Annotated in this window: 30 protein-coding genes and 2 pseudogenes; 22 read left to right on the forward strand and 10 right to left on the reverse strand. The window is 65.0% G+C overall.

Annotated elements, in window-relative coordinates; all coding sequences use genetic code 11:
* Positions 1–135: 135 nt before the first annotated feature.
* The 3 genes from ON062_RS12710 to ON062_RS12720 all read right to left on the reverse strand — a co-directional run bounded on the left by ON062_RS12710 (position 136) and on the right by ON062_RS12720 (position 1,664).
* Positions 136–729 (reverse strand): hypothetical protein, encoded by a 594-nt coding sequence (locus ON062_RS12710; RefSeq protein ID WP_274647528.1) that lies wholly within the window; start codon positions 727–729, stop codon positions 136–138.
* Positions 730–813: 84 nt separating this feature from the next.
* Positions 814–1,401, reverse strand: a complete 588-nt coding sequence (locus ON062_RS13955; RefSeq protein ID WP_274647529.1) for a recombinase family protein — start codon at positions 1,399–1,401, stop codon at positions 814–816.
* On the reverse strand, positions 1,398–1,664 hold the full coding sequence (locus tag ON062_RS12720; protein ID WP_239281894.1) for a hypothetical protein: 267 nt from the start codon (positions 1,662–1,664) through the stop codon (positions 1,398–1,400). The genes ON062_RS13955 and ON062_RS12720 overlap by 4 nt, the downstream gene beginning before the upstream one ends.
* Positions 1,665–1,922: 258 nt before the next feature.
* Here ON062_RS12720 and ON062_RS12725 point away from each other — a divergent pair, with 258 nt between their 5' ends.
* Genes ON062_RS12725 through ON062_RS12735 form a run of 3 tightly spaced genes read left to right on the forward strand, consistent with a single transcriptional unit; the run spans position 1,923 to position 2,586 of the window.
* Complete coding sequence (locus ON062_RS12725; RefSeq protein ID WP_274647530.1) at positions 1,923–2,255, forward strand: hypothetical protein; 333 nt, start codon at positions 1,923–1,925, stop codon at positions 2,253–2,255.
* On the forward strand, positions 2,252–2,449 hold the full coding sequence (locus tag ON062_RS12730; RefSeq protein WP_274647531.1) for a TSUP family transporter: 198 nt from the start codon (positions 2,252–2,254) through the stop codon (positions 2,447–2,449). Before ON062_RS12725 ends, ON062_RS12730 begins: the two co-directional genes overlap by 4 nt.
* 5 nt (positions 2,450–2,454) lie before the next feature.
* Positions 2,455–2,586 (forward strand): hypothetical protein, encoded by a 132-nt coding sequence (locus tag ON062_RS12735; protein WP_274647532.1) that lies wholly within the window; start codon positions 2,455–2,457, stop codon positions 2,584–2,586.
* Between the two features lie 85 nt (positions 2,587–2,671).
* Here the strand turns inward: ON062_RS12735 and ON062_RS12740 are convergent, their stop codons facing one another.
* Together ON062_RS12740 and ON062_RS12745 are read right to left on the reverse strand one after the other, a co-directional pair.
* Positions 2,672–4,636, reverse strand: a complete 1,965-nt coding sequence (locus ON062_RS12740) for a cation-translocating P-type ATPase (protein ID WP_274647533.1) — start codon at positions 4,634–4,636, stop codon at positions 2,672–2,674.
* 42 nt (positions 4,637–4,678) lie between these two features.
* On the reverse strand, positions 4,679–4,924 hold the full coding sequence (locus ON062_RS12745; protein ID WP_274647534.1) for a hypothetical protein: 246 nt from the start codon (positions 4,922–4,924) through the stop codon (positions 4,679–4,681).
* Positions 4,925–5,031: 107 nt separating this feature from the next.
* Between ON062_RS12745 and ON062_RS12750 the strand changes: the two genes are divergently transcribed.
* From ON062_RS12750 to ON062_RS12780, 7 genes are all read left to right on the forward strand, one after another.
* The gene (locus ON062_RS12750; RefSeq protein WP_274647535.1) at positions 5,032–5,391 is read left to right on the forward strand and encodes a helix-turn-helix transcriptional regulator; all 360 of its coding nucleotides are present in this window, start codon (positions 5,032–5,034) and stop codon (positions 5,389–5,391) included.
* A 280-nt stretch (positions 5,392–5,671) separates the two neighbouring features.
* The gene (locus ON062_RS12755) at positions 5,672–6,265 is read left to right on the forward strand and encodes a recombinase family protein (protein ID WP_274647536.1); all 594 of its coding nucleotides are present in this window, start codon (positions 5,672–5,674) and stop codon (positions 6,263–6,265) included.
* 5 nt (positions 6,266–6,270) lie between these two features.
* Positions 6,271–7,656 (forward strand): Mu transposase C-terminal domain-containing protein, encoded by a 1,386-nt coding sequence (locus ON062_RS12760; protein WP_274647582.1) that lies wholly within the window; start codon positions 6,271–6,273, stop codon positions 7,654–7,656.
* Positions 7,656–8,468: an AAA family ATPase gene (locus ON062_RS12765; protein ID WP_274647537.1), complete on the forward strand. Its 813-nt coding sequence runs from the start codon at positions 7,656–7,658 to the stop codon at positions 8,466–8,468. The genes ON062_RS12760 and ON062_RS12765 overlap by 1 nt, the downstream gene beginning before the upstream one ends.
* 138 nt (positions 8,469–8,606) lie before the next feature.
* Positions 8,607–8,891: a transposase gene (locus tag ON062_RS12770; protein ID WP_055990899.1), complete on the forward strand. Its 285-nt coding sequence runs from the start codon at positions 8,607–8,609 to the stop codon at positions 8,889–8,891.
* 8 nt (positions 8,892–8,899) lie between these two features.
* The gene (locus tag ON062_RS12775) at positions 8,900–9,763 is read left to right on the forward strand and encodes an IS3 family transposase (protein WP_274647583.1); all 864 of its coding nucleotides are present in this window, start codon (positions 8,900–8,902) and stop codon (positions 9,761–9,763) included.
* Between the two features lie 625 nt (positions 9,764–10,388).
* Positions 10,389–10,865 (forward strand): dihydrofolate reductase, encoded by a 477-nt coding sequence (locus tag ON062_RS12780; protein WP_274647538.1) that lies wholly within the window; start codon positions 10,389–10,391, stop codon positions 10,863–10,865.
* Positions 10,866–11,095: 230 nt separating this feature from the next.
* On the opposite strand, the gene ON062_RS12785 is transcribed toward ON062_RS12780, so the two are convergent.
* Entirely contained in the window at positions 11,096–11,605 is a 510-nt protein-coding gene (locus ON062_RS12785) for a GrpB family protein (protein ID WP_274647539.1), read from the reverse strand.
* A gap of 374 nt (positions 11,606–11,979) precedes the next feature.
* Here ON062_RS12785 and ON062_RS12790 point away from each other — a divergent pair, with 374 nt between their 5' ends.
* The 4 genes and pseudogenes from ON062_RS12790 to ON062_RS12805 form a co-directional block, all read left to right on the forward strand.
* Positions 11,980–13,635 carry an ABC-F family ATP-binding cassette domain-containing protein gene (locus ON062_RS12790; RefSeq protein WP_274647540.1) on the forward strand — a complete coding sequence of 552 codons (1,656 nt, stop codon included), beginning with the start codon at positions 11,980–11,982 and terminating at the stop codon, positions 13,633–13,635.
* Positions 13,632–14,894 carry an MFS transporter gene (locus ON062_RS12795; RefSeq protein WP_274647541.1) on the forward strand — a complete coding sequence of 421 codons (1,263 nt, stop codon included), beginning with the start codon at positions 13,632–13,634 and terminating at the stop codon, positions 14,892–14,894. The genes ON062_RS12790 and ON062_RS12795 overlap by 4 nt, the downstream gene beginning before the upstream one ends.
* Before the next feature lie 278 nt (positions 14,895–15,172).
* Complete coding sequence (locus tag ON062_RS12800) at positions 15,173–15,604, forward strand: LexA family transcriptional regulator (protein ID WP_274647542.1); 432 nt, start codon at positions 15,173–15,175, stop codon at positions 15,602–15,604.
* A 6-nt stretch (positions 15,605–15,610) separates the two neighbouring features.
* Positions 15,611–15,796, forward strand: a pseudogene (locus ON062_RS12805) (DNA polymerase V subunit UmuC); the annotation flags it as partial.
* A gap of 111 nt (positions 15,797–15,907) precedes the next feature.
* On the opposite strand, the gene ON062_RS12810 reads toward ON062_RS12805, so the two are convergent.
* Positions 15,908–16,297, reverse strand: coding sequence for a heavy metal-responsive transcriptional regulator (locus ON062_RS12810; RefSeq protein ID WP_010155367.1), 390 nt, complete (start codon positions 16,295–16,297; stop codon positions 15,908–15,910).
* 104 nt (positions 16,298–16,401) lie between these two features.
* On the opposite strand from ON062_RS12810, the gene merA reads away from it, so the two are divergent.
* The 5 genes from merA to ON062_RS12835 are packed head-to-tail and all read left to right on the forward strand — an operon-like array spanning position 16,402 to position 20,265.
* Positions 16,402–17,826: a mercury(II) reductase gene (gene merA / locus ON062_RS12815; protein ID WP_010155368.1), complete on the forward strand. Its 1,425-nt coding sequence runs from the start codon at positions 16,402–16,404 to the stop codon at positions 17,824–17,826.
* 20 nt (positions 17,827–17,846) lie between these two features.
* Positions 17,847–18,497 (forward strand): organomercurial lyase MerB, encoded by a 651-nt coding sequence (merB, locus tag ON062_RS12820; RefSeq protein ID WP_274647543.1) that lies wholly within the window; start codon positions 17,847–17,849, stop codon positions 18,495–18,497.
* 29 nt (positions 18,498–18,526) lie between these two features.
* Positions 18,527–18,826: a hypothetical protein gene (locus ON062_RS12825; protein ID WP_274647544.1), complete on the forward strand. Its 300-nt coding sequence runs from the start codon at positions 18,527–18,529 to the stop codon at positions 18,824–18,826.
* Entirely contained in the window at positions 18,823–19,341 is a 519-nt protein-coding gene (locus ON062_RS12830) for a redoxin family protein (RefSeq protein ID WP_006947551.1), read from the forward strand. The genes ON062_RS12825 and ON062_RS12830 overlap by 4 nt, the downstream gene beginning before the upstream one ends.
* A gap of 3 nt (positions 19,342–19,344) precedes the next feature.
* Entirely contained in the window at positions 19,345–20,265 is a 921-nt protein-coding gene (locus ON062_RS12835) for a cytochrome c biogenesis CcdA family protein (protein WP_006947554.1), read from the forward strand.
* Between the two features lie 225 nt (positions 20,266–20,490).
* On the opposite strand, the gene ON062_RS12840 is transcribed toward ON062_RS12835, so the two are convergent.
* Positions 20,491–23,079 carry a hypothetical protein gene (locus ON062_RS12840; protein WP_274647545.1) on the reverse strand — a complete coding sequence of 863 codons (2,589 nt, stop codon included), beginning with the start codon at positions 23,077–23,079 and terminating at the stop codon, positions 20,491–20,493.
* A complete protein-coding gene (locus tag ON062_RS12845; protein ID WP_010155374.1) occupies positions 23,072–23,428 on the reverse strand; it encodes a helix-turn-helix transcriptional regulator in 357 nt (118 codons plus the stop codon). Before ON062_RS12845 ends, ON062_RS12840 begins: the two co-directional genes overlap by 8 nt.
* A gap of 129 nt (positions 23,429–23,557) precedes the next feature.
* On the opposite strand from ON062_RS12845, the gene ON062_RS12850 reads away from it, so the two are divergent.
* Positions 23,558–24,322 carry an IS6-like element IS6100 family transposase gene (locus ON062_RS12850; RefSeq protein WP_001389365.1) on the forward strand — a complete coding sequence of 255 codons (765 nt, stop codon included), beginning with the start codon at positions 23,558–23,560 and terminating at the stop codon, positions 24,320–24,322.
* A gap of 55 nt (positions 24,323–24,377) precedes the next feature.
* Here ON062_RS12850 and intI1 read toward each other — a convergent pair.
* Positions 24,378–25,058 (reverse strand): annotated as a pseudogene (gene intI1, locus ON062_RS12855) (class 1 integron integrase IntI1); the annotation flags it as partial.
* Positions 25,059–25,203: 145 nt separating this feature from the next.
* Between intI1 and aadB the strand changes: the two are divergent.
* Together aadB and ON062_RS12865 are read left to right on the forward strand one after the other, a co-directional pair.
* Positions 25,204–25,737, forward strand: a complete 534-nt coding sequence (gene aadB / locus ON062_RS12860) for an aminoglycoside nucleotidyltransferase ANT(2'')-Ia (RefSeq protein WP_274647546.1) — start codon at positions 25,204–25,206, stop codon at positions 25,735–25,737.
* A 57-nt stretch (positions 25,738–25,794) separates the two neighbouring features.
* Positions 25,795–26,583: an ANT(3'')-Ia family aminoglycoside nucleotidyltransferase AadA5 gene (locus ON062_RS12865; RefSeq protein WP_000503573.1), complete on the forward strand. Its 789-nt coding sequence runs from the start codon at positions 25,795–25,797 to the stop codon at positions 26,581–26,583.
* Positions 26,584–26,608: the final 25 nt, after the last annotated feature.

Genomic DNA, 26,608 nt, shown 5'->3' on the forward strand with positions numbered 1-26,608 from the left:
CCTCGGAGGCAACCCCCCGATCAGCCGACTGCAACCAACGTCCTGACCCCGTACATCTAGGCGCGCCCCATCCTCCTCACGCTCCCAGCTGACCGCCCCAAATGCCTAACCGTGACGGAACTCCACCGGATTGCGTCAGACCTCAGTCGCGAACAGCCAGCCGGTGAACGGTCCTTCGAACATGCACCGACCAGCTTCGACGAGCGTGCCCAGAAGACTGCGGAGATCGGAGTCGCTCACAAGGGTTCCTTCGAACTCACCCGCGATCCAAGACTGTTCGCTGTCGCCTCTACCGACCAATCCGGGATAGTCCCGCTCGATCCTGCTGATTTGAGTTGAGTTAGGGACGACCTTAATGTGCATGGGACGCGGCTGATTCAGCGGCGCAACGGAGGCATGAATCTGAACCTTCAGACCGCCCTGACGAGGCATGAGGTAAACGGTCACGACCTTTTGTGCCACTGCGGTTGCCTTGTGCGCGAGGCCGTCTGCTACCTCCCAATTCGTCTTGCCATTGCCTTGTGGCACTGCTCGTGCGTTTAGGAAGTATCCACGCATGGAGAAGTCTTGCCTAGCCGAATCAAACTCGTAGAAGACAACATCCGTCCATGGCGAGTCGCCTCTGCGGAACCGAACCCGCACGTCGCCATCTTTGTCGAAGTTCCAGCTAAGTCCCATGCGGTCGAGCGCCGAGCCGATCTCATCGGCGGTGGCGCTATTCAGATCCATGGCACTATTTTCATACGATTTCCCCAGTTGGGTTGCCTGTGACGCGCAGTGTCGTCGCGCGGGATTGATTCACTGTCGTGATACCTAGGCCGTGCTCTCATCTGTGCGCTGCCGGTGACGGGCAGCTGCTCGATACACGCCGCTCCGAGAGGTACGGAATGTCTCCGCGATCTGCGCGACGGACTTGTCGCCGGCTTCGAGCTGCGCGACTATCTCTGCGTCGGTCGCGGGCTTCAACGATGGTTGGCGTCCACGCAGCTTCGCGCGTACCGCCGGGCGTGCCATCGCTTCCTTAGTTCGGTGGCTGATCCAGCCACCCTCTGCCTCGGCGACTGCCGCGAGAATCGTCATCACCATCTTCGACATCGGGTCGTGAGGGTCGTACACCTGGGAACCGTTCTGGAAGACCACGCCACGATCGGTGAGCTGCCTCATCACGTCAAGGGCACCCTCGACGTTGCGTGCGAGACGATCCAGACGAGGCACGATGAACCGGTCACCCTCGCGAACTGCGGCGAGTGCCTGGTCGAGCCCGTGCCTCGTCATGGTCTTCCCACTGAACCCCCGGTCACTGTAGATCCGGTCTTCGGGCACACCGAGTTCGAGCAGCGCGCGGCGCTGCGTCTCGACATCCTGTTCGGCTGTCGAGACCCGCGCGTACCCGACGATCACGTGCCGGCACTCCGCCGCGCTGCGGAGTTTGCGTCCAGCTGACGCTCGATGTCATCGATGATGGCGCGGAGCCGGGAGGCGAGGCCTCTCATCCGCTCCCCCTCCTCAGAGGGCGTCGGGCGACCCTCGAACCGTTCCGCGGCGTCTTCGTTATCCGCATCGTGGTCAAGCTCACCGGCGTAATTGTGGAGAGCTGCCAGAACCAACCCGTAGTCCTCGTGGTCTGCGAGATCCAGGAGCACCGGATCGAAACCCGCGCTCACGTCGCAGGCCATTCGTAGAGCGCGTCGACGTCGTGCTCAGTCATGTCATGATCTCCGATCGGTGTTCCGCATAGGCATCCCCTAACGGGATTCCTCGTGAACACCCTAAACGGAACATCCGACATCGCGAGATTGTGAATTTGATCGCTCCGCGGCGGTGAATCTTCATCGCTATCTGGCGCCGTGGGGTGCCCGGTAGGGATCCTTCAGCGGGACTGCTCATGGAAAGATGAACGCTCCGATGGCGAAAGCGGCGAGTTGATCGGTGTGTTCGGGTTCGCCGCGCTGCCCGCGATCATCATGAACAAGGCGATGAGCCTGATCGTCGTGATCACCGCCATCCCCGCACGGCTGATCAGCGTGCCACTGGCCGAGCTCTCCCCGTACTTGTACATCGTCCTGAACCTGCTGGCCGGAAGCCTGATCGGCGCGTGGGTCGGCGCGCACTGGGCGACGAGACTTGGCTGGAAGGCCCTGTACCGGGTGATCGCGGTCCTACTGGTGCTGATCGCGATCCTGCTCTTCGTCACCCACTTCTTCGCCGTCGAACCCCTGAACCTGCCCCTGGTCCCCGGACGATCCTCGGCGTGATCGCCGGTAGCCTTATCGGCGTTTTCGCGGCACTGATGGGCGTTGCCGGTGGGGAATTGCTGATCCCCACGATCGTGCTTTTCTACGGCACCGACATCAAGATCGCCGGAAGCCTCTCTCTGCTGGTCTCGCTGCCGACCATGCTGGTCGCTTTCGCCCGCTACAGGTGCTCGGTCAGAACAAGCGGTTCCTGATCGCGATGACGGCGGGATCGATCGCCGGCACAATCGCCGGCGGCTTCCTCCTCGATGTGATCCCCAGCCTGATCCTCATCCCACTGCTCGTCCTGCTCCTGTTGCTGTCCTCGATCAAGGTCTGGAACCACCAGTAGGCACGCCTTCCACCGACCTCAGGAGACCTATCCCCGGTACGACCCGCGGAGGATCCCTTACCGGGCGGCCGTCACGCGAGCGTGGTCAGGTGATTGTAGTTATCCGCTTCCGGCGTGTTTCGCCGCGGCCCGGGGCCAGCATGCGTAGGCCGTTGAGGATGATCAGTGCGGCGCTGCCTTCGTTCAGCAGGAGACCGGTGGTCAGCGACATCCAGCCTGCGAGGGCTGCGACGATCAGAACCGCCACAATAGCAAGGCTGAGCGCGATGTTGATCTTGATGTTGTTCCGGGCGCGGCGCGAGAGGCGGATCGCGGCGGGGAGCCGGTCGAGCTCGTCGGCCATGAGGGCGACGTCGGCGGTCTCCAGTGCGACGTCGGTGGCGGCGGCGCCCATTGCGATGGCCAGATCGGCGTTGGCCAGTGCGGGGGCGTCGTTGACGCCGTCACCGACCATGGCGATCACGCCGTACGTTTCGCGCAGCTCGAGCACGGCGGCGGACTTGTCCTCGGGTAACAGTTCGGCGCGATAATCGTCGAGTCCCAGGTCTGTGGCGGTGGACTTGGCCACGGTGGTGTTGTCGCCGGTGAGCATCAGGATCCGTTTGATCCCCAGCGCACGCAGCTCGTCGATGGTGCTCTGCGCGTCGGGGCGCAGCTGGTCGGCCACTGCCACCACGGCCAACGGTCGACTGGCGTCGCGGAGCACGACTGCGGTACGGCCTTCCGCCTCGGCTTGAGAGACCGCACGCCCAACGTCGGGGTCGGTGCGGTCGGCGGCCGTGGGACGGCCGATGTGCAGGGCGCGGCCGTTGACCGTGGCCTCCATGCCGGCACCGGGCAGCGCGCGGGCGTTCCAGGCGGCGGGAATCGTGAGGTTGTGGGCGCGGGCGCCGGTGACGATCGCGCTGGCGATGGGGTGCTCGCTGCCGCCCTCGACCGCGGCCGCCAGGGCCAGGGCATCGTGCTCTGTCACGTCGCCGACGGGGGTGACGCCTGCCAGGGCAGGCCGGCCGCGGGTCAGGGTGCCGGTCTTGTCGAAAGCGACGACCTTGATGTCGGCCAGTCGTTCGAGGTAGATCCCGCCCTTGATGAGGATGCCATCGCGCGCGCCGCGGGCGATCGCGGTGACGACGCTGACCGGCACGGAGATGACCAGCGCGCACGAGCAGGAGACGACCAGGACGACGAGTGCCCGATAGATCGCCTCGCGCCACTCGAACCCGAGCAGCGGCAGCACCAGGGCCACGACGATGGCCAGGACGAACATCGCGGGCGTGTAGACGGCACTGAACCTGTCGGCGAACCGCTCGGCTCCGCCCCGCTTGGCTTGGGCTTCCTCGACTTGCTCGATCACTCGGGCGAGCACGGTGTCGTAGTGCTCTTTGGTGACCTGCACACGCAGCACCCCGTTGCCGTTCAGGCTCCCGCCGAAGACCTCGGTGCTGACAGTGGCCTCGACCGGCACCGACTCTCCAGTCACCGGGCTGGCGTCCACCCAGGAGACACCCTCGGCGACGACGCCATCAGTGGGCAGGCGTTCACCGGGGCGCACGAGCACCACGTCACCGGGATGCAGTTCCTCCACCGCAACGGTCTCGGTCTGGCTACCGTCGGTGACTCGGTTGGCGGTCGGGGGTGCCAGCTCCATGAGTGCGCTGATGGACCCGCGCGCACGGTCGGTGGCGTAGGCCTCCATCGCTTCACCCAGGCTGAAGATGACGACGAGCATCGCGGCCTCCTCGATGACGCCCAGCGCGATCGCCCCGATCGCGGCCACGACCAGCAACACGGATATCGTCAGGCGCTTGATGCGCACCGCCCGCACTGCGCTGCGGAGCGGATAGACACCGCCGACGATGATCGACGCCCAGAACAGCGCCAGCGCGACCGGCTCGGAGTGGATCGTCCACTCCACGATCAAGCCCACGGCCAGCAGCACTGCCGCCACCGCGAGGGTCACCGTTTCGGGTTTCCGCCACCATGTGCGGCGAACCAGCCGCGGGGCTGCTGGTTCGGCCACCTGTGACGGCGTGCTCGCGTCAGTACTCATCCTGGTCTTTCCTCTTTCAGCTCGTGGGGAGGTAGCAGCAGGTCAGGCGCGAACCGGGCGAGCCGGCCCCGTCGCCGATAGGGCCAAGCCGGCCTTCCTTGCTGCTTCGATCACGGCGGCTTCAGTGACGGTGCCGTCGTGGGTGACCAGGACGACACCGGAAACCAGGGCATCGACCTTCTGCACGCCGGGGAGTGCCTCAACTGCGACGAGGTCACCGGAGCAACTCACGCATCCGCCCCCGAGGGCGCGGTACTTGGAACGGACGAGGTCGGCGGGTGCATTCAAGGGATCTCTCCTTCGATCGACATGACTTCGATCATCTTCGAAGTCCGATTCCATGCTACTCAGACTTCGATACTTGTCAAAGTGTCGAAGTCTGAGAGGATGGAGACATGTCGACGTCCCTCTTGGTGCTTCCCGTGGATAGTGCATTGGGTTACTGCACGCCGCTGTCCCGCGAGCCGATCACACCCGCGCAGGCGGAACCGCTCTCCCGGATGCTCAAGGCTCTGGCAGACCCCGTTCGGTTGCGCCTGATGTCCATGGTGCTCTCGCACGGGAACGGCGAGGCGTGCGCGATGTGCGACCTCACCGAGGGCTTTGACCTCTCACAATCGACCCTCAGCCACCACCTGAAGATGCTGCACGACGCCGGACTCGTCGACAGGGAAAAGCGCGGCGTCTGGGTCTACTACAAGGCACGCCCCGAGGCGATGGACGCACTGCGCACCGTCTTCAGCGTCGACTTCTGAGCGAAGCAACCTTGTTCGCCGCCCGTGAGGAGGTACGGCCTGTCGAAGAAAAAACGCGACGCAATGCTCCCGTCGTCTGACGAAAGGCGAGCAAGATTGCGTTACCTGCATCATGAGGCGTCGTCTTGGTTAAGAACAGTTTTTCGAGACACGGCCCAGGCCCGAAGAGTCGCGGTTGATTCGGGCGCAATCTCGTGGGTCCTTCTGTCTTGATAATTCGTCTCGTCGCGTTTTGTCTCGCATGCGTTTGCAGAGGGGTTTTCTGAGTCATACTGAGCGTATGAGGCTTCTGGGGTACACGCGAGTGAGTACGACGAGCCAGGATGCGCAGCTTCAACTCGACGCGCTCGTGGCGGCGGGAGTGCAGAAGCGGGATGTCTTCAGGGACGTGACCTCCGGGAGTCGGAAGGCGAGCGAGCGCCCCGGCATGAGGAAGCTGTTCGAGCACGCGGCCGAGGGCGACACCGTCGTCGTCTGGCGGGTCGACCGCCTCGGGCGATCGCTCATCGATGTGCTGAACACGGTCAACCTGCTGCGCGAGCGAGGCGTGCACGTTCGGTCCATCTCGGATGGCATCGACCCGACGACCTCAACGGGCAGGCTGATGCTGAACATGCTGGCCACTTTGGCGGAGTACGAACGCGAACTGATAGTCGAGCGGGTCAACGCCGGCATCGCGGCCGCACGTCAAAACGGAACCCGGTTCGGTCGACCCCTGTCCGACCCGGTCGTGATCGCGGAGAAGTTGCAGCTTGTGGCTGAGGCTCGGTCTAGGGGCCGCACCGCGGAAGAGGCGGCTCGTCTCGTGGGGTGGAGCCGCGCGACGCTGTACCGGCATCAGCAAGCGCACGCGTCACGTACCTCGACGATGTAGCGATCTTGGATGGGGATGAGCGGTGGCGGATCCTTCGGCTGCATGTCGAAGACCAGATCCCGCTCGCCGTCCTCGCCCGGGATTGCGGGATCAGCGCAAGAACGCTTCAACGCTGGCACCAGCTGTACCGCGACGGCGGCCCCGCCGCGCTCGACTCTCATCCCCGCAGTGACCAGGGGGTGCGACGCACACGGCCCGAGACCGTGGCGTTCATCGAACGCCTGGCTCTAACCAAACCTCGCCCCGCCCTCGCTACCCTCCATCGCCTCGCCGCCGCCGATGCGACGCAACGAGAGCTCCCCGCGCCGAGCTACTCGACGGTCAGAGAGATCGTGATGGAACTTGACCCGGCCCTGGTCACGCTTGCGTTGGAGGGGCCGGCGTCGTACCGGAACAAGCACGAACTCGTGTTTCGTCGCCGCGCCGAGCACCCGAACCAGACGTGGCAGTCCGATCACACCGAACTCGATATCCTCATCGTCGATGCCGACGGGAAACCCGATCGGCCCTGGTTGACGACCGTGCTGGATGATCACTCCCGCGCGATCTGCGGCTACATGGTGTTCACGGGTGCACCCTCCGCGATGAACACCGCCCTCGCACTCCGGCAGGCGATCTGGCGCAAGACCGACCCTGCCTGGGCGATGTGCGGGATTCCCGACGTTCTCCATGTCGATCACGGCTCCGACTTCACCAGCCGCCACCTGGAACGCACCGCCATCGCGCTGCACGTGCGGATCATCCATTCCACGGTCGGCCGGCCACAGGGGCGCGGGAAGGTCGAGCGATTCTTCCGCACCGTCAACTCCGAGCTTCTAGCAACTTTGCCCGGGCATATGAGCCGCGGGAACAGGAACCCGAAGCCAGTCATCGATCTCACAGAGCTTGATCGTGCCATCAGCGCCTTCATCGCGACCTACAACGACCGCACCCATAGCGAACTCGGAATTTCTCCGAAAGAAGCATGGATCGCGGACGGTTGGCTTCCCCGCATGCCTGACAGCCTCGAGGAACTCGACGGGCTCCTTCTCACGGTCCCGAAGAATCGTGTCGTCCAACGAGACGGTATCCACTTCCAAGGCCAGCGGTACCTCGCCCCAACCCTGGCACCCTTCGTCGGACACACGATCACCATCCGCTACGACCCCCGCGACATCTCCGAGATTCGCGTCTACGACCGAGACACGTTCATCTGCACCGCCATCGATGAAGCCCACCCGAACCTCCGCCTCAGCCTCCGCGACATCGAAACCGCACGCCGAGCACGGCGCCGGGAACTACGTCGCACGATCAATGACCGCATCCCCAGGGTCGCTCACCGCGAGGAAACCCGCACACCTGACTCCGCACCGAGGCGGCCCCGGTTGCGCACCTACGAGGAGGACGAATGATGAGCCACGCGTTTATCGTCACAAAGGAGCACCGACGCTTCACCGAGTTCGCCAACGCCGTCCGAAAGGACAAAACGATCGGGATCTGCCACGGTCCAGCTGGCGTCGGGAAAACCAACTCCGCGCGCCGGTACGCGAATTGGGACATCCTCGAGCCCTATATCGACGAGTGGGGCCCCCGCGGAGACCACGACGCCAAACACTATGCACTCGCGAACCGATCTCGCACCGTCTTCTACACACCCGAAGTCCTCTGCCGCCCGAAAGACCTCATGAGCGACATCGACCACTGGCAGATGAAAGTCGGCATCTGCGCCGACGAGCACCTCAGGTCGCTCAGCACAGACGCCGCCTCGTCCAGGCAGAACGACGTCAAGCGCCTCATTGAGCTGCTTATCATCGACGAAGCCGAACGACTCACGCCGAGCGCCCTCGAGCTGCTTCGTGACCAACACGACCGCACCCACCTCGCGATCATCCTGATCGGAATGCCGGGCATCGACGAGCGCTTCCGTCACTACCCGCAACTCTTCAGCAGACTTGGATTCTCACACCAGTACCGGACCCTGGGCCGCGAGGAACTGCTCTTCGTCTTGGACCGCCACTGGAAACGGTTAGGTAAGGTCCTTGACCTTGACGACTTCACCGACGCGCAGGCCGTCGCCGCGATCGAACGAATCACCCGCGGCAACTTCCGCCTCCTCGAACGACTTTTCCCCCAGATCACCCGGGTACTAAAGATCAACCAGCTCGACACGATCACCGACGACGTCGTTGAAGCCGCGGCCAGCATCCTCGTCATCGGAAACTAGCGACGCAAAGCCATCACAGAACGCCGCCAAAGAGCGACGAACTCCACATCGCGAGATCTCGCGTGCCAGGTCGGAGCCTGACCCGGTTTCCCGGACACCTGAGTTGAGGCGATGATCGTCTCGGAAGGAGTCCGTGAGATGCCTGCTGCACACCCGCCGGAGTTCCGGCGTCGAGCCCTGGATCTTGTCGCCCAGGGAAACCCTGTCGGTCAGACTGCGCGTGATCTTGGGATCAGTGAGTCGTGTTTGCGGAACTGGATGAACCGTGACGCGGTCGACTCCGGCCGCAAGGCCGGTGTCACGACCGATGAGCACAAGGAGCTCGTCGAGTTGCGCCGCCGGAACCGGGTGCTGGAGATGGAGATCGAGATCCTCAAGCGCGCCAGCGCTTACTTCGCCAGGGAGAACGTGCTCCCAAAATAGGGTTCCGGCTGGTCCAGGAGCTCGCCGCCGACGGTATTCCCGTCGCGGTGGCCTGCCGGTTCCTGAACGTCTCAAAGTCCGGCTTCTACGAGTGGCTCGGCCGGCCACCATCGCGGCGTGCGGTCTCGGATGCGGAGCTGACGACCACGATCCGACGGATCCACGCCGATTCCCGTGAGACCTACGGGGCACCGCGGGTGCTCGCGGAGCTGCGCCTCGGTCTCGGCGTTCACGTTGGACGCAAACGTGTCGCTCGGTTGATGCGGATCGACGGGCTCGTGGGCGTCTCGCATCGCCGCAAGCGACGCGGGTGGAAGCCTGCCACCGCAACCCACGAGGATCTCGTGAAGCGGCAGTTCCGGGCGGACGCGCCGAACCGGCTGTGGTTCTGCGACATCACGCAGCACCGCGCGAGAGACGGCTGGGTCTACTGCGCCGCTGTGATCGACGCGTACTCGCGGCGGATCGTGGGCTGGTCGATTAGCGACCGGATCACTGCGGAGATCGTCGTCGACGCGCTCGAGATGGCCCGCTGGCGACGCCGACCCGAGCCCGGGGCCGTGGTTCACGCGGACCGAGGAGCGCAATACACCTCATGGCTCTTCGGCCACCGGCTCCGGCAAGCCGGACTGCTCGGATCGATGGGCAGAGTCGCTTCCAGCGTCGATAACGCGCTCATCGAGAGCTTCTGGTCAACGATGCAACGCGAGCTCCTCGACCGCACCAACTGGACCTCGAAGACGCAGCTCGCGTCCGCGATGTTCGAGTGGATCGAAGCGTTCTACAACCCCACCCGCCGGCACACCGCGCTCGGCAACCTCAGCCCCGTGGAGTTCGAACGACTTCACATCCCCGCCGCAACCGCGGCATGATCAACAAAGAGAAACCGTCCGGGAAACCGGGTCAGGCTCCGTCCGGCACTGTGCAGTGTCCGTTTGTCGATCCCCTTGCGGTCACATATGGCAGCCCTTCCCGAACTCACGTTCGACTCACCGAAAACGTCCGATGAGGGCTTCGGCCAGTGGCCGTTACGGCGGGGGGTTTCGGCGGTTCCATCGCCGGCGTGTTGAGTGCTGATCCACGTCGGCGGCGGCCGTGCCGTAAACCATCGTTTTCGGCGGTCTCGCAACTAAGGGTTAGTACCTGGCAGGTTGCGAGACATAGTTGTGAGACTCGCACGCCCGGGGACTCAGTCGGCCGGCTGTTAGTCCGATGAGACGCCTCGTATCCGTAGGGTTTTGAGACAGTTTGCGGCGTCGGGTTGAGTATCGGTGGCGTCGAACTTGCCGCGAGGGAGATTAGCGGGTGGATTAGTGGGTGGATACCGTCGAACGCCTCAAGGCGGTGCGCCTCGCGCCACGTCGCGACGGGGACGCCCGCAATCGCATCCGCGTCGTTGGCTGTCGCATCGCGAATCCGCACCGGGATGACCATGGCACAGTACCCAGCAAATAGCTTGGCTTCGTCTATCGCCATGAGCCCGCCAGAATAATGGTTATGACGCGAGTGATCTTGGTGGCTGCGTTTGGTCGGAATCGGGTGATCGGCAACGGGCAGGACATTCCATGGCGACTGCGAGGTGAGCAGCAGCGCTTCAAGCGACTCACGATGGGTCAGACTTTGGTCATGGGCCGCAAGACCTATGAATCGATTGGCCTCACTCTTCCCGGACGAACCACGGTGGTGATAACCCGACAACGGGGGTGGACCGCCGATGGTGTCGTCGTGGTGCATTCCTTCGAGGAAGCGTTGGCCGTATGCCGGACCGATGAAGTATTCATTGCCGGAGGGGAGCAGGTGTACCGTCAAGCTCTCGAGATTGCTGACCAGCTCGAGTTGACCGAAGTCCATCAGGAACCCGCCGGCGATGTCTTCTTTCCTGAGGTTGACCCGACGGTGTGGCGTGAGACGGCAAGAACCCCACACGAGGGCTATACCTTCGTCTCCTACGACCGGAAGCAACCAATCCGTTGACGTCGTAGAGCGCCGCGAAGGCAGCGCTGTTGTACATCTGGTCTTTGTCGAAGGCCGGCAATCCATATTCGGTGAGATTTACAAACAGTCGACTGGCGCCCCAGCTCAGCCAGCAACTCGCTGCTCGCGTAGTGGGATCGGGGCCCGCTTCCTCTGGCGATATGCCTAGCGGCAGGCTGTCTCGTAACCTCACCTGTCTCGAAACCCATGCGTTTCGAGACGTTCAGTTCTCAGCAGGTTCGGTCGAACGAGTCGTTCGCGAGGATCTCGGACACGACAGATGATTTCGCTCTGGTGTACTCGCCCCATCCATCCGCCAACGCTGCCGCCGCACGTTTGACGGCGAGGTATTTCTCCCGGCTTCTCTTATTCGTCAGCAGGATGTCGCGGAAGCGCAGCCGCTTGTTCCACTCCTCACCTTGAAACTCGAAGATGTGGATGACGAACACCCGAGCGGAGCGATCCGGATAGCTGAGCCACGCGTGGTCGGCTCGCTTGCCCTCAAGGTCGAACCCGAGCCGCGCTAGCTCGCGACCAGCAAGCACGATCTCACCCGCAGCCATGCCGACCGCTAGATCGACGACCGGCTTCGCCGGTAGCCCTGGAACAGACGTGGATCCAATGTGTTCGATCTTGGCGTTAGGTAGGTGCTCTAAGATTTCGACCGCCATCTCAGCGGCCTTTCGCGCCCACGCTTCGTGCTCACTGGCGACGAGAGTTACGCGCTCGTCGGATGCCATCCGACGAGTTTCGCAGAAATCAACTGACTGTCTCGTAACCTCGGTGTCTCCTAACCCATGGGTTGCGCGACACGACCTCTCAATCTGCCGGAAACCCTTGCCGTTTGATGGTTGTGACGACCGTTTGCGGCAGGCGTTCCGAGCCTTCGCGTTGGCTCGCGCCGTAAACGATCGTTTGCGGCGGGCAAGTGCGGCACCGTACGATGGATACGTGCATTTGTTTTTCCTTTGAAGGCTGAGTAAGGCCCACCGCGCTCGTTGATTTTGTCCGAGCTTGTGGCGGCCGCTCGTTCCTGACCCTCGTGGGTCGCCGTCATCTGCGTACCTTTGCGCTCCGGTATGGAGTGCTCGGTGCGTCGTCTCGAAGGATTCGAATGCTCACCCTGACCAAACATCTACCGGCGCGCCAGCGCGCCCAACTCATCGCCTCCGACGTCTCAGTGATGCGCGGAGCGACCACCGTCCTGAACCACGTCGACCTCACCGTCACTCCTGCGTCGCGGATAGCGATCGTCGGCGAGAACGGCCGCGGAAAGTCAACCCTGCTTCACGTCCTCGAAGGCACCCTGCTCCCTGATTTCGGAACCGTGCAGCGCACCGGAACTCTGGGCGTCGCCGAACAGGAAATGTCTGCGGACGACGACCGAACCGTGGGCCAGGCCGTCGCCGACGCGATCGCCGACGCGATCGCCGCTATGGCTTCCCTCGATGAGGCGGCCCGTGCCATGTCGGCCGGGGATGTCGGCGCGGATGAGCGATACGCGGCCGCGTTGGAGCACGCCGAATTGCTCGATGCGTGGGATGCCGAACGTCGGGTGCAGATCGCACTCGAAGCGCTCGTCGCGGAGACCGACCCGACCCGGCTGCTCAGTGACCTCTCCGTAGGACAGCGGTATCGAGTGCGCCTGGCGTGCTTGCTCGGTGCTGACGACGATTTCCTGCTGCTCGACGAGCCGACAAACCACCTCGACCGGTCCGGTCTCGAGTTCTTGAGCGCGCAGCTCCGCTCCCGTGCCGGCGGCGTTGTCGTCGTCACGCACGATCGGGCGCTGCTCTCGGACGTCGCCGACACCATCGTCGACCTGGACCCGACGCCGGATGATCGAGTGCGGGTATATGGCAACGGGTACGCCGGGTATCGCGAGGGCCGGCAGGCCGAACGGGAACGCTGGGAACAGGAGTATGACCGGCAGCAAGCGGAGCATGCCCGTCTGCAGGACAGCCTGAGCTCCGCGCAGAATCGGTTGGTCTCGGGGTGGCGGCCTGAGAAAGGGACCAACAAGCACGGCCGTGCGACCCGTGCCGGCGGGCTGGTCCAGAGCGTGCATCGACGTCAGGACCAACTCGAAGCGCACGCGGTGACGGTCCCTGAGCCACCACTGCAGTTCCGATTCCCGGAGCTGTCCACGAGGACCGGCGCAGTACTGCTGAGCGCGGAGCAGGTGAGCGTGGCCGGACGCCTGGCGGCCCCCGTATCGTTCTCGCTGTCGCATCGCGGACGCCTGGTGGTGACGGGCCCGAACGGTGCGGGCAAGTCGACCCTGCTGGGAGTGGTCGCGGGCGAGCTGCACCCTGACACCGGTTCGGTCCGGATGCCGCAGAACGCCCGTCTCGGGTTCCTTCGTCAGGAGACCAATTTGCCATTGGACCGCCGGGCGAGCGAGGTCTACGCCGCGCATGTTGACGCACTGGTATCTGCCGGGACCCTCGTCGCATCGGAAACGGTCGGGCTGTCGCAGCTCGGTCTCCTGCGAGCTCGGCAATCGAGCAAGCGCATCGGTGAGCTGTCGATGGGCCAACAACGCCGACTCGACCTGGCACTGGTGCTCGCGGCCAAGCCTCACGTGCTTCTGCTCGACGAGCCGACCAACCACCTCTCCATCGCGCTCGTCGACGAACTCACCGACGCGCTCGACGCCACACAAGCCGCCGTGGTTCTCTCCAGCCACGATCGTCAACTCCTGCGCGACGTCGCCGACTGGCCACAGCTGCATCTGAACTCGACGACGGAAAGTGAGGCGCTGGCATGAGCAAGAAGAACCCCAACGCGCTGCGCGCTCTGCTCCCGCTCGCCACTCGCGACTACCGGCTGCTGTTCGCGGCGGTCGGGATCGAGGTCTTCGGCACCGGCATGTGGACGATCGTCATGGTGTTCCAGGTGCTGGCACTCAACGACAGCCCCCTGGCTCTCTCCGCCGTCGCAACAGGCATGAGCCTCGGACTCTTCGCCTTCGCGATCCTCGGAGGGGTCGTCGCCGACCGGTTTTCCAAACGTCGCATCATCATCACGGTCCAGGGCTGCACCGCACTAGTCATGGCAGCTGTCGCCACGTTGTCACTCACCGGCACGATCGAGCTATGGCATGTCGGCGTCGCCTCGTTCGCCATGGGCGCCGGCAGCGCGTTCTTCTACCCCGCGTACAGCGCGTATCTGCCTCAGGTACTTCCGCCTGAACAGCTGCTTGCCGCCAACGGCCTCGAGGGCGCGCTGCGCCCCTCGATGGGCCAGGGGCTCGGTCCTGCTCTCGGCGGGATCATCGTGGGTGCTTTCTTCCCCGCGATCGGTGCCGTGATCGTTGCCGCGTCCTACGGGATCGCTTTCCTCATCGTTCTGTTCCTCAGCCGGCAGGAGGAGACGAACGAGGCAGCGGCAACCGACCAGGCGAACGTGTGGGATGACCTCAAAGCGGGCATCCGATATGTCGCGGGCACCCGCTGGTTGCTCTGGACATTGATCTTCGGCTCCTCGCTCGCGCTCATCATCCAGGGGCCGATCGAAGTCCTGCTGCCGTTCCTGACGCGCGACCGTTTCGAGGATGCGGAAGCTACCTTCGGGATTCTTCTGGCGGCGTTCGGGATCGGTGGAGCTGTCGGGTCACTCGTGGTGTCGTCGTTGAAGCTGCCGCGCCGGTATCTGACGTTCATGATCCTCTGCTGGGGCGGCGGAACGTTACCCCTCGTTCTGCTTGGCACGGCCGATAGCCTCCCGCTCATGCTGGCGTCGCTGTTCGTCGTCGGCGCCGCAACCGGCGCGGGGGTCGTGATTTGGGGAACTCTCCTGCAGCGACTCGTCCCGCTCGACATGATCGGTCGAGTCGCAAGCCTCGACTTCTTCGTCTCAATCGCGTTCATGCCCGTCTCGATCGCAATCGCCGGCCCGCTCTCGCTGCTCGTGCCCGTGGAAAGCATCTTCATCGTCGCTGGGATCATTCCGCCCGCTCTCGCTCTCCTCGCCCTCGCGGCAGGACGCATGCGGATCGTCGAGCTTCAGCACCCGCTCGATACGTAGAACAGTGGCTGAGCCTGGCATCCTGCCGACCAGGCTCAGCCACTATCACCCGCCACACCGCCGCAATCGTCTGCCGGAACTCTCTTCCGGCAGATGTTTCTGGCACACCTCGCAGACAGAGGAAGACGGTCCCGCCAGAAACGATCGTTATCGGCCGCCAAGACACCCGATGACTGCACCCTGGCACTGTCCGTCGTTCTTGCTCGATTCAGCTTCTGTCCGGGGTGCGGCGCATAATGGATTCTCGAATAAAGTTTCGAATGATTGGGGTTTGGCGCATGCGTGCTCTGCTGCCGCGAGCGATCGCGGCCGACCTCTCCCCCGCTGTGCTCGCGGCCGCGCCTGTGGCGGTGGCCTGTGGCTTCCCGTCACCGGCTCAGGACTACTACGACGGGCCGCTGGATCTTACGGACATGCTCATCGCCGATGCCGCGGCAACGTTCGTTGTGCGGGCATCTGGCGACTCGATGACGGCCGCCGGCATCAGTGACGGCGACGAGCTGCTAGTAGATCGCTCGCTGCGGCCACGCAGCGGCGATGTGGTCGTGGCCGTGCTCGATGGCGAGCTGACCTTGAAGCGGCTCGAAGTCACGCCGCACGGCGTGATCCTGCGCGCGGAGAACGCCGAGCACCCGGACATTGCGGTGGCCGAGCTGTCAGAGCTGGCGATCTGGGGCGTGGCCACGTACTGCCTGCACCATCTGAGGTGATCGCTGATGCTTGCGCACGTCGACGTGAACAGCGCCTATGCGAGCTTCGAGCGCGTGTTCAATCCCGCTTTGGAGGGCCGGCCTCTCGTGGTGCTCAGCAACAACGACGGCATGGTGGTGGCTGCGAGCAAGGAGGCGAAGGCGCTGGGGCTCGACCTCGGCAAGCCTTGGTTCGAGCTGCGCCCGCACGCGGCCCGTTATTGGTAGTGCGCGTTATTTGATTTGGCGCTATTTGGCGGACGGGGGATTCTGCACGACTTTCCGTTCTCGTCGCTTGGGAGAGCCGAGAGGATTTTCCCTGAGCTACAGGTACCGGCAGACCTGGTCCGCGCTGCACGAGTCGGGGTCGGGCTGCGCGGCGTCGTGCCTGAGCTCGGCGATGGTGTCTCGGAGCGCTGTGAGCTGGGCGATCTGCTGCTCGATCTCGGCGAGGCGCGCGTCGAGGAGATCGCGCACGTGCTCGCAGGGAGCAGCGCCGCCGTCGCGGATGTCGAGGATCTGGCGGATCTGGGCGAGGGTGAGGCCCGCGGCCTGGCCGCGGTGGACGAAGTCGATCCGGGCGGCCGTCTCGGGCGCGTAGTCGCGGTATCCGGACGGCGTGCGCTCGGCCGGGGGCAGCAGGCCCTGCTCCTCGTAGAACCGCAGCGTCTTCGCCGTCGTTCCCGCCCGCTCGGCGAGTTCCCCGATGCGCATCGCAGGCCCCCTTTTCTTTCGGCAGAAGCCTTCTTGACCTTCCCCTGCACTGGAAGGTCCAGTATGGCCGAGAAAGAAGAGAAACCCAAGTGACGGGAGCTGCGATGCCCACGAAGTACGACCTCGCCATCATCGGATCGGGCGGTGGTGCGTTCGCCGCCGCGATCCGCGCGACCACGCTCGGCAAGTCGGTGGTGATGATCGAGCGCGGGACGCTCGGTGGCACCTGCGTGAACACCGGCTGCGTGCCGTCGAAGGCCCTGATCGCCGCGGCCGACGCACGGCACTCCGCGGCCGACGCCGCCGACCGGTTCCCGGGGATCGCGACGACGGCGGGGCCAGTGGACATGCCCGCCCTGATCGCCGGGAAGCAGGCGCTGGTCGAGTCGCTGCGGGGCGAGAAGTACGCCGACGTCGCCGACTCCTACGGTTGGGCCGTCCGCCGCGGCGACGCCGCGTTCGCCGGCACCCCCGACGCACCGGTCCTCCAGGTCGCCGGGGACGACGGGAGCACCGAGACGATCGAGGCCGGGCACTACCTGGTCGCGACCGGCTCTCGGCCGTGGGCCCCGCCGATCGACGGCCTGGACCAGACCGGGTACCTGACCTCGACCACGGCGATGGAGCTGACCGAACTCCCTGAGTCCCTGCTCGTGCTCGGCGGCGGCTACGTCGCCCTGGAGCAGGCGCAGCTGTTCGCCCGGCTCGGCTCCCAGGTCACCGTGCTGGTCCGGTCCCGGCTCGCGTCGAAGGAGGAGCCGGAGGTGTCCAGGACGCTGCAGGAGGTGTTCGCCGACGAGGGCATCCGGGTGGTCCGCCGCGCGCTGCCGACGCGGGTGTCCCGCGACGCCGCGACCGGGCAGGCCGTCGTCACCGCGGACGTCGCCGGCGGCCGGGAGGAGTTCCGCGCCGACCAGGTGCTCGTCGCCCTCGGACGACGACCGGCCACCGATGGGCTCGGCCTCGACAGGGTCGGGGTCAAGACCGGGGACCTCGGCGAGGTGGTCGTCTCCGACCGGATGCAGTCCTCCCACCCGCGGATCTGGGCCGCGGGCGACGTGACCGGCCACCCCGAGTTCGTCTACGTCGCCGCCCACCACGGCACCCTCGTCGCCGAGAACGCGTTCGCCGACGCCGATCGGGCCGTGGACTACGCCCGACTGCCGAGGGTGACGTTCACCGGCCCGGCGATCGGCGCGGTCGGGATGACCGAGAAGGACGTCGTCGCCGCCGGGATCCGCTGCGACTGCCGCGTCCTGCCCCTGCACCACGTGCCCCGCGCACTGGTCAACCGCGACACCCGCGGCTTCGTCAAGATCGTCGTGGACGCCGACACCGGGAAGATCCTCGGCATCACCGCCGTCGCCAAGGACGCCGGCGAGCTCGCCGCCGCCGGGGTCCACGTGCTCGGCAAGACGGTCGCCGAGGTCGCCGACGCCTGGGCCCCCTACCTGACCATGGCCGAGGGCATCCGGATCGCCGCCAAGGCCTTCACCACCGACCCGTCGCTCCTGTCGTGCTGCGCGTGAACGAACTGGAGGAACCCACGATGTCTGACCTCAGCATGCAACTGCCCGAGCGGCTCAGCCGACTGGGAGAGACCGGCCTGCTCATCCCGCTGCTGCGGCTGCTCGCCGACGGTGACCCCGTCACCGTCCAACAGCTGTCCGTGGCTGCGGGCCGCACGATCGACGAGGTACGGCTCGGACTGGCCGCGATGCAGGACACCGAGTACGACGACCCGGGCCGAATCGTCGGCCAGGGCCTCACGCTGCGCCCTACACCGCACCGGTTCACCGTCGACGGTGAGGAGCTCTACACCTGGTGCGCCCTGGACACCCTCATCTTCCCGGCCCTCCTCGATCGCCCAGCGCGCGTGGAGTCCGTCTCCCCGGCCAGCGGAGAGACGATCCGCGTCACCATCGATCCGGTTGCCGGTGTCACCGGCGTCACACCCCCGAGCGCCGTGGTGTCGCTGGTGAACCTGGAGCAGATCACCTCGATCCGCTCGGCCTTCTGCAACCAGGTGCACTATTTCGCCTCCGTCGACGACGCCACCGGGTGGCTCTCTGAGCATCCCGGTGCCGAGGTGGTGTCGGTGGCCGAGGCCTACCGGATCGGCAACGAGCTCACAACGAGCCTGCTCGACCTGCTTCAGGACGACACCCCGGTGGCCGACGACTGTCCCCGCTGCTGTTGACCCGCGACACAGAAGGATTCGAGAACGCTATGACCTCCAAACACGACGACCGAACGCGAGGCGGTGGCCTACTCCTGGGAGCCGGTGCCGTGCTCCTCATGACGATCTGCTGCGCGCTGCCCGTGCTCATCGCCGGCGGAATGCTTACTGGCATCGGCGGGCTCCTTCTCGGCAACCCGCGGGTGATCGGCGTGGGCATTGCGCTCCTCGCGATCGTGCTGCTCGTCGTCGTCCGCCGCCGAACCCGCCGCGGCCGTGTCGAACCTGACTGCTGCCCGCCCACCGAATCCGCTCACCGCACCGACCCGAAGGGCGAACAGAACCAATGATCAGCTCCCGCGCCCGTCGTTCGCTCGCCACCCTCCTGCTCGCAGGCTCGCTCATCCTGACCGCCTGCGGCACCGTTGATAAGGATCCCGTCTCTGCCGAGACTGCCACCGCCGCGACGGTGACCAGCATCGACGCTCAGCGGATCAGCCTGCCCGCCGCCGGGAAGCCCACCGCGGTGTTCTTCTTCTCCGTCGGCTGCGGCGAATGCGTCGGCGGAGTCCGATCCCTCGGTCAGGCGGCAGCCGCGGCCGAGGAGGCCGGCATCGATGCCCAGTTCCTCGCCGTCGACATGGATCCGCGCGAACCTACCGAGACCATTCAGAGGTTCATGGAGTACGTCGACGCCGTGCATGTCCCCGCCGCCATCGACGAGGGCGCGGCGCTGTCCCAGCGCTTCGGGGTCGCCGCGCTGTCTACACTGATCATCGTCGACAGTGACGGACAGGTGACCTTCCGCGCCACCGACCCCGACGCCGATACGATCGTCTCCGCGCTCCACAAGGCCGGGGCCTGAGCGATGGGCGGACTCCTCGCCCTTGCCTTCGCCGCCGGGATGATCGCCCCCGTCAATCCCTGCGGCTTCGCGCTGCTCCCGGCCTGGATCACCCATGCGCTGGGCGACGCCGCCTCTTCCTCAGCCCCGGTGCGCCTGCTGCGCGCCCTACGGGCTGGCCTCGCGCTGACGATCGGGTTTGCGGGCACGCTCGCCTTGGCTGGCGTCGCGGTAAGCGCCGGCGCACGGGGCCTGATCCAGGCCGCCCCAGCCCTCGGCCTCGCCGTCGGGATCCTGTTGGTGCTGCTCGGCGGGGCGATGCTAGCCGGACGCTCTATGTCCCTCCGGCTTCCCGGCATACCCGGCCGCGCAATCGAACGGCTGCCCAGCGCCGTGCGCATGGTCGTCTTCGGCGTCGGCTACGCCGCGGCCTCGCTGTCGTGCACCTTCGGCGTACTCCTCGCGGTCATCGCCCAGGCCCAGGCGACAGCCAGTTTCGTCGGGCTGCTCCTCGTCTTCGCCATCTATGCCGCCGGCTCCGCCACCGTCCTGCTGCTTGTCGCCGTGGTCGCCGCCGTAGCCGGTTCTGTGCTGTCCAGGCGGATCGCCGCACTGACACGATTCGTTCCCAAGGTCACCGCCGCCGTCCTGATCCTCACCGGCGTCTACCTGGCTTGGTACTGGTTTCCAGTTGTCGTCGGCGATGCCCCTTCCGCAGGGCGCACCGACGTCGCCGCTGTCTCGGCGACGATATCGAACTGGCTCCAAAGCAACACCGGCGTCATCGCCGGCCTGTCTACCACCGTGGTGCTCATCGTGCTACTAAGCGGATTCCTTCATCAACGCCGTCGGAACTCCGGACGGAGGACCGAGGAGGACTGCTGCGACCCTCAGTCGACGCACTCTCCCGGGGACCGGCCGAGCGTGCCGACCGAGCGGCATTGAGCGGCTCCTGCACGTCAAGGTCATACGACGTGGTTGACCGGAACGACGAACTCGGACACCAGACGCCCTCCCACCCGACGCCGATCATCGGACACGGCGTGGGTGTTGTTCGTGGCCTATGTCGAAGGAGAGCGCGGCCACGATCAGGACGAGTTGACCGCCGAGCAGAATCGGTGCCGCCCGATTCTCACGACGTGACATCCCTGGAAACGTCATCGTCAGATTTCAGTGCAGGACGACTGGGAGGGGCATGCCGACGCGCTCGACGACCGCGGCGGCGTAGGCGGTGCTGTTCGCGCCGATCGCGTTGGACCAGGCGATCGCGGAGGAGATGTCCAGGCCAGTCAGCCGGCTGAGAACGACGGGTGGGAGTTCCTGCGCGAGCGCTATCAGCGCGCCGGTGCGGGCAAGTCGCGGCGGGATGCCGGCAGCGCGGAGCCGGGTATTCAGCGTGTCGGGGGCCATGTGATGCCCGGCCCGGGTTCCGGGATAGACCCACTCCTGTTCGATGCTCTCCACGAACATGCGAGGCGCGGTGCGGTTGCTGGCGGCTCCCGCGGCCGCCGGCGCGAGCTCGGCGGGGAGCACGAGAGGTTCCTGGCCGAGGCGGACGACCACGGCCTGGTCCGTGACGGTGACGTCTTCCGCGCGCAACTGGACGATCTTCGCCGCCCGGACGCCGAACATGAGCATCAGCCCCGCGGCGAGCTTCGTGTGCGGGTTGATGGACGGGTCGGAGGTGACATCGGCGAGCAGCCGCCAGCGTTCCTCGTCGCTCATGGCTTGCGGGCTCAAGGCTCCTGATGGCGGGCGTGGAGCGGTGAGCGGTCGGGATGCGCCGGCCCGTGCGGTCCAGGTCAGGAAGTGGTGCAGGAACGGGCGTCGGCCGCCGGTGAGCCATTCATCGACATCCGCCTGGGTGAGGGACACGAGAGAACCTCCGCGGGTATGGATCCATTCCAGCAGTTCGATGATCCCCGCGATCTCGAGCCGCCGCCAGGACAGCTGGCCTGATCGGGACGGCATCGTGTTGCGGCGCAGTGCGCGCAGGTGTCGCCATCGCGCGTATTGGGTGACGGTGCGCTGTTCACCCGGGTCGGGGATCTCGGCAAGTGCGCTGTCGAGCCAGAGCTCGAACCGGGCGAGCAGCTCGTCCCGCGGTGGGAGCAGCCCGTGGTCGATGAGCACGGACCGAACCGCTCGGGTCTGATACTCCGAGCCGGCCTGGTCGAGGTAGGCGTGAGTGCGCAGGGATGGGGCGGTGAGCACTCGGGTGATCAGCGTGCAGGCGACGGTGCCGCGTTCGAAGGCGTAGACGATCTTCGACGGAGCACCCTGGAACCACCGCTCTCGCAGATGCGCGATGCGTGCATCGGAGGCGGCGAGCTCGTCGGGCACCATCTCCCGGATCATCTGATCGGCTCGGCAACGGGGGCAGAGCTTCGCGATCAGCCGTGTGATGGTCCCGCAGCTGGTGCAGGGGCGGAACGACTCCGGTTGGCGGGGATAGCAGAGCGGGCAGAACGGCCGGCCCTCGATCCGGCCGTTCACTATCCGAGCGTCTCCGCAGCTTGTGCAGGTCTCGATGATCGGCGGAACGCAGGCCCAGCAGAGATAGCCGGAGCCGTCTTCGGTGCGCTTGTGGCGCAGCCGGACCTCCCCGCAGCTCACGCAGGGCTGGCGAGGGTTGGAGCACTGCTCGCAGGCGGCGCGCGCGGTTCCCGGCCAGCGGCATTGCCGCTCGTTCCCGCAGATCGTGCAGGTGTCGACGCTGGCCTTGTCGGAGCAGGGTTTGCAGATCGCTTTCTCGCTGCCGTGGAACAAACAGGGCGCAAGCTCCCCGCAGTCCGTGCAGGTGTCCAGCCGGGAGGAGCTCCGACACGTTGAACACAGCGGGCCCTCCGGGCTGCGGTAGGCGATCAGTCGATGGTTGCCGCAGCTCACGCAGACGGCGTTCTCGTCGGGGAGCTTGTTCGTGCAGCGTTGGCAGAGTCGCCGCCCGTCGGAGAGCACCCGCTCCAGGTTGGTGACGTCGTCGCAGCCATCGCAGGGGGCATGGCGCGCGATCCGGTAGCAGCGTCGGCAGCTCACTCGTCCCTCGACGCGTTCGGTGAGCGTGCGCGTGGTGCCGCAGCCTCCGCAGCGTCGTTCGGGCAGACGCGCGCCGTCCGCGTGGAGAAGGTCGTAGAACGTGCCGAACAGCACAGAGCCCGCGGCCGGGTCGGAGAACCACTCCGCGCCGTGGGCCTGCAGCTCGAGCATCAGCCGCACTCGGCGGTCCCTCCCGTCCGCCGCCATCTGCTCCACCGCTCGAAGGATGGTCGCGGTCGCGACACGGCGATGGCGGCGGACTTGCTCGACGATGCGCTCGGCCGCTTCGGGTTTCATGTCGACCCAGCATCGTTTGCAGTACGCGCTCTCACCGGGCCCTGTCTGCACGCGGCGGGTGTGCCCGCAACGATCACAGAGTCCGCTCCTGGAAGCGAGACGGCGACCGCATGGAGCGCAGATCCGCCCGGTCGGCGTGCGCTGCAGCAGCTTCCGCAGCCCGCCGCAGTGTGCGCAACGCGGCGGTCGGACAGTCCGCGCTCCAGCCTCGTGGAGGCGAAGCAACAGACTTGCCAGAGCCGGCGTGGTCTGCGGATCCGCCGCGGTGAGCAGCCCGGGTGCCTGCGTGACCAGGTCGAGCGTCCGGCGGGCAACCGGCAGCTGCCGGAACGAGCCGTTCACGATCTCGGCGATCCGCTCACGCGGAAGAGCCTGCTCGACGGCGGCGATCTGCGTGGTCAGCGCGGCGAAGACCGGGTCAAGCATCCGGCGGGAGAATCTGCGCCCTACGCGGCTTCAGGCCCGACTCCCGGAGTCGGTTCGTCGCCGAATCGCCCCGCTCCGGCCCAGGATCGGTCGTCCCGGTCGCTGCGACCGCGCTGCCGAGGACCACCCGCGGCGCGAGCTCCTCGAACGTGCAATCGAAGATGTCCAGCAGCGCGACCAGCGCCTGCATGTTCATCCGCTCCGGCTTCTCCGCGGCGAGCCGATATACCTGGCTCGTCGACAAGTAGACGCCCCGCTCTTCCAGCAGCGGGACCAGCTTCGTCGTGGAGAACATTCCCGCCGCCGCCATCACCTCCCGAAGCCGCCACTCAAACCCGATCAGTCTCATCGCCCGCTCTCTTCCTCATCGCGCGGCCTGTGCCGCGTCTTCTCGATCGCCTGACTCATCATCGTGTTGGCTCTGTTGCAAAAATCGTGAAGCTTGAGCATGCTTGGCGGAGATTGGACGGACGGAACGATGACGGATTTCAAGTGGCGCCATTTCCAGGGTGATGTGATCCTGTGGGCGGTGCGCTGGTATTGTCGCTATCCGATCAGCTATCGCGACCTTGAGGAAATGCTGGCGGAACGCGGCATTTCGGTCGACCATACGACGATCTATCGCTGGGTCCAGTGCTACGCCCCGGAGATGGAGAAGCGGCTGCGCTGGTTCTGGCGGCGTGGCTTTGATCCGAGCTGGCGCCTGGATGAAACCTACGTCAAGGTGCGGGGCAAGTGGACCTACCTGTACCGGGCAGTCGACAAGCGGGGCGACACGATCGATTTCTACCTGTCGCCGACCCGCAGCGCCAAGGCAGCGAAGCGGTTCCTGGGCAAGGCCCTGCGAGGCCTGAAGCACTGGGAAAAGCCTGCCACGCTCAATACCGACAAAGCGCCGAGCTATGGTGCAGCGATCACCGAATTGAAGCGCGAAGGAAAGCTGGACCGGGAGACGGCCCACCGGCAGGTGAAGTATCTCAATAACGTGATCGAGGCCGATCACGGAAAGCTCAAGATACTGATCAAGCCGGTGCGCGGTTTCAAATCGATCCCCACGGCCTATGCCACGATCAAGGGATTCGAAGTCATGCGAGCCCTGCGCAAAGGACAGGCTCGCCCCTGGTGCCTGCAGCCCGGCATCAGGGGCGAGGTGCGCCTTGTGGAGAGAGCTTTTGGCATTGGGCCCTCGGCGCTGACGGAGGCCATGGGCATGCTCAACCACCATTTCGCAGCAGCCGCCTGATCGGCGCAGAGCGACAGCCTACCTCTGACTGCCGCCAATCTTTGCAACAGAGCCGCCAGGAATGCCCGGCGCGCGGATACTTCCGCTCAAGGGCGTCGGGAAGCGCAACGCCGCTGCGGCCCTCGGCCTGGTCCTTCAGCCACCATGCCCGTGCACGCGACAGCTGCTCGCGCAGGCTGGGTGCCAAGCTCTCGGGTAACATCAAGGCCCGATCCTTGGAGCCCTTGCCCTCCCGCACGATGATCGTGCCGTGATCGAAATCCAGATCCTTGACCCGCAGTTGCAAACCCTCACTGATCCGCATGCCCGTTCCATACAGAAGCTGGGCGAACAAACGATGCTCGCCTTCCAGAAAACCGAGGATGCGAACCACTTCATCCGGGGTCAGCACCACCGGCAAGCGCCGCGACGGCCGAGGTCTTCCGATCTCCTGAAGCCAGGGCAGATCCGTGCACAGCACCTTGCCGTAGAAGAACAGCAAGGCCGCCAATGCCTGACGATGCGTGGAGACCGAAACCTTGCGCTCGTTCGCCAGCCAGGACAGAAATGCCTCGACTTCGCTGCTGCCCAAGGTTGCCGGGTGACGCACACCGTGGAAACGGATGAAGGCACGAACCCAGTGGACATAAGCCTGTTCGGTTCGTAAGCTGTAATGCAAGTAGCGTATGCGCTCACGCAACTGGTCCAGAACCTTGACCGAACGCAGCGGTGGTAACGGCGCAGTGGCGGTTTTCATGGCTTGTTATGACTGTTTTTTTGTACAGTCTATGCCTCGGGCATCCAAGCAGCAAGCGCGTTACGCCGTGGGTCGATGTTTGATGTTATGGAGCAGCAACGATGTTACGCAGCAGGGCAGTCGCCCTAAAACAAAGTTAGGCCGCATGGACACAACGCAGGTCACATTGATACACAAAATTCTAGCTGCGGCAGATGAGCGAAATCTGCCGCTCTGGATCGGTGGGGGCTGGGCGATCGATGCACGGCTAGGGCGTGTAACACGCAAGCACGATGATATTGATCTGACGTTTCCCGGCGAGAGGCGCGGCGAGCTCGAGGCAATAGTTGAAATGCTCGGCGGGCGCGTCATGGAGGAGTTGGACTATGGATTCTTAGCGGAGATCGGGGATGAGTTACTTGACTGCGAACCTGCTTGGTGGGCAGACGAAGCGTATGAAATCGCGGAGGCTCCGCAGGGCTCGTGCCCAGAGGCGGCTGAGGGCGTCATCGCCGGGCGGCCAGTCCGTTGTAACAGCTGGGAGGCGATCATCTGGGATTACTTTTACTATGCCGATGAAGTACCACCAGTGGACTGGCCTACAAAGCACAAAGAGTCCTACAGGCTCGCATGCACCTCACTCGGGGCGGAAAAGGTTGAGGTCTTGCGTGCCGCTTTCAGGTCGCGATATGCGGCCTAACAATTCGTCCAAGCCGACGCCGCTTCGCGGCGCGGCTTAACTCAGGTGTTAGGCATCATGGGTGAATTTTTCCCTGCACAAGTTTTCAAGCAGCTGTCCCACGCTCGCGCGGTGATCGAGCGCCATCTGGCTGCGACACTGGACACAATCCACCTGTTCGGATCTGCGATCGATGGAGGGCTGAAGCCGGACAGCGACATAGACTTGCTCGTGACCGTCAGCGCCGCACCTAACGATTCGCTCCGGCAGGCGCTAATGCTCGATTTGCTGAAAGTCTCATCACCGCCAGGCGATGGCGGAACATGGCGACCGCTGGAGCTAACTGTTGTCGCTCGAAGCGAAGTAGTGCCTTGGCGCTATCCGGCGCGGCGTGAGCTTCAGTTCGGTGAGTGGCTCCGCCACGACATCCTTTCCGGAACGTTCGAGCCTGCCGTTCTGGATCACGATCTTGCGATTTTGCTGACCAAGGCGAGGCAACACAGCCTTGCGCTTCTAGGCCCATCCGCAGCCACGTTTTTCGAGCCGGTGCCGAAGGAGCATTTCTCCAAGGCGCTTTTCGACACTATTGCCCAGTGGAATGCAGAGTCGGATTGGAAGGGTGACGAGCGGAACGTCGTTCTTGCTCTTGCTCGCATTTGGTACAGCGCTTCAACTGGTCTCATTGCTCCTAAGGACGTTGCTGCCGCATGGGTATCGGAGCGTTTGCCTGCCGAGCATCGGCCCCTCATCTGCAAGGCACGCGCGGCGTACCTGGGTAGCGAGGACGACGACCTAGCAATGCGCGTCGAAGAGACGGCCGCGTTCGTTCGATATGCCAAAGCAACGATTGAGAGAATCTTGCGTTGAGCGGCATGTGCGAAAAGTGCATCGA

This window comes from Microbacterium sp. C7(2022) (assembly GCF_028823665.1).
GTDB lineage: Bacteria > Actinomycetota > Actinomycetes > Actinomycetales > Microbacteriaceae > Microbacterium.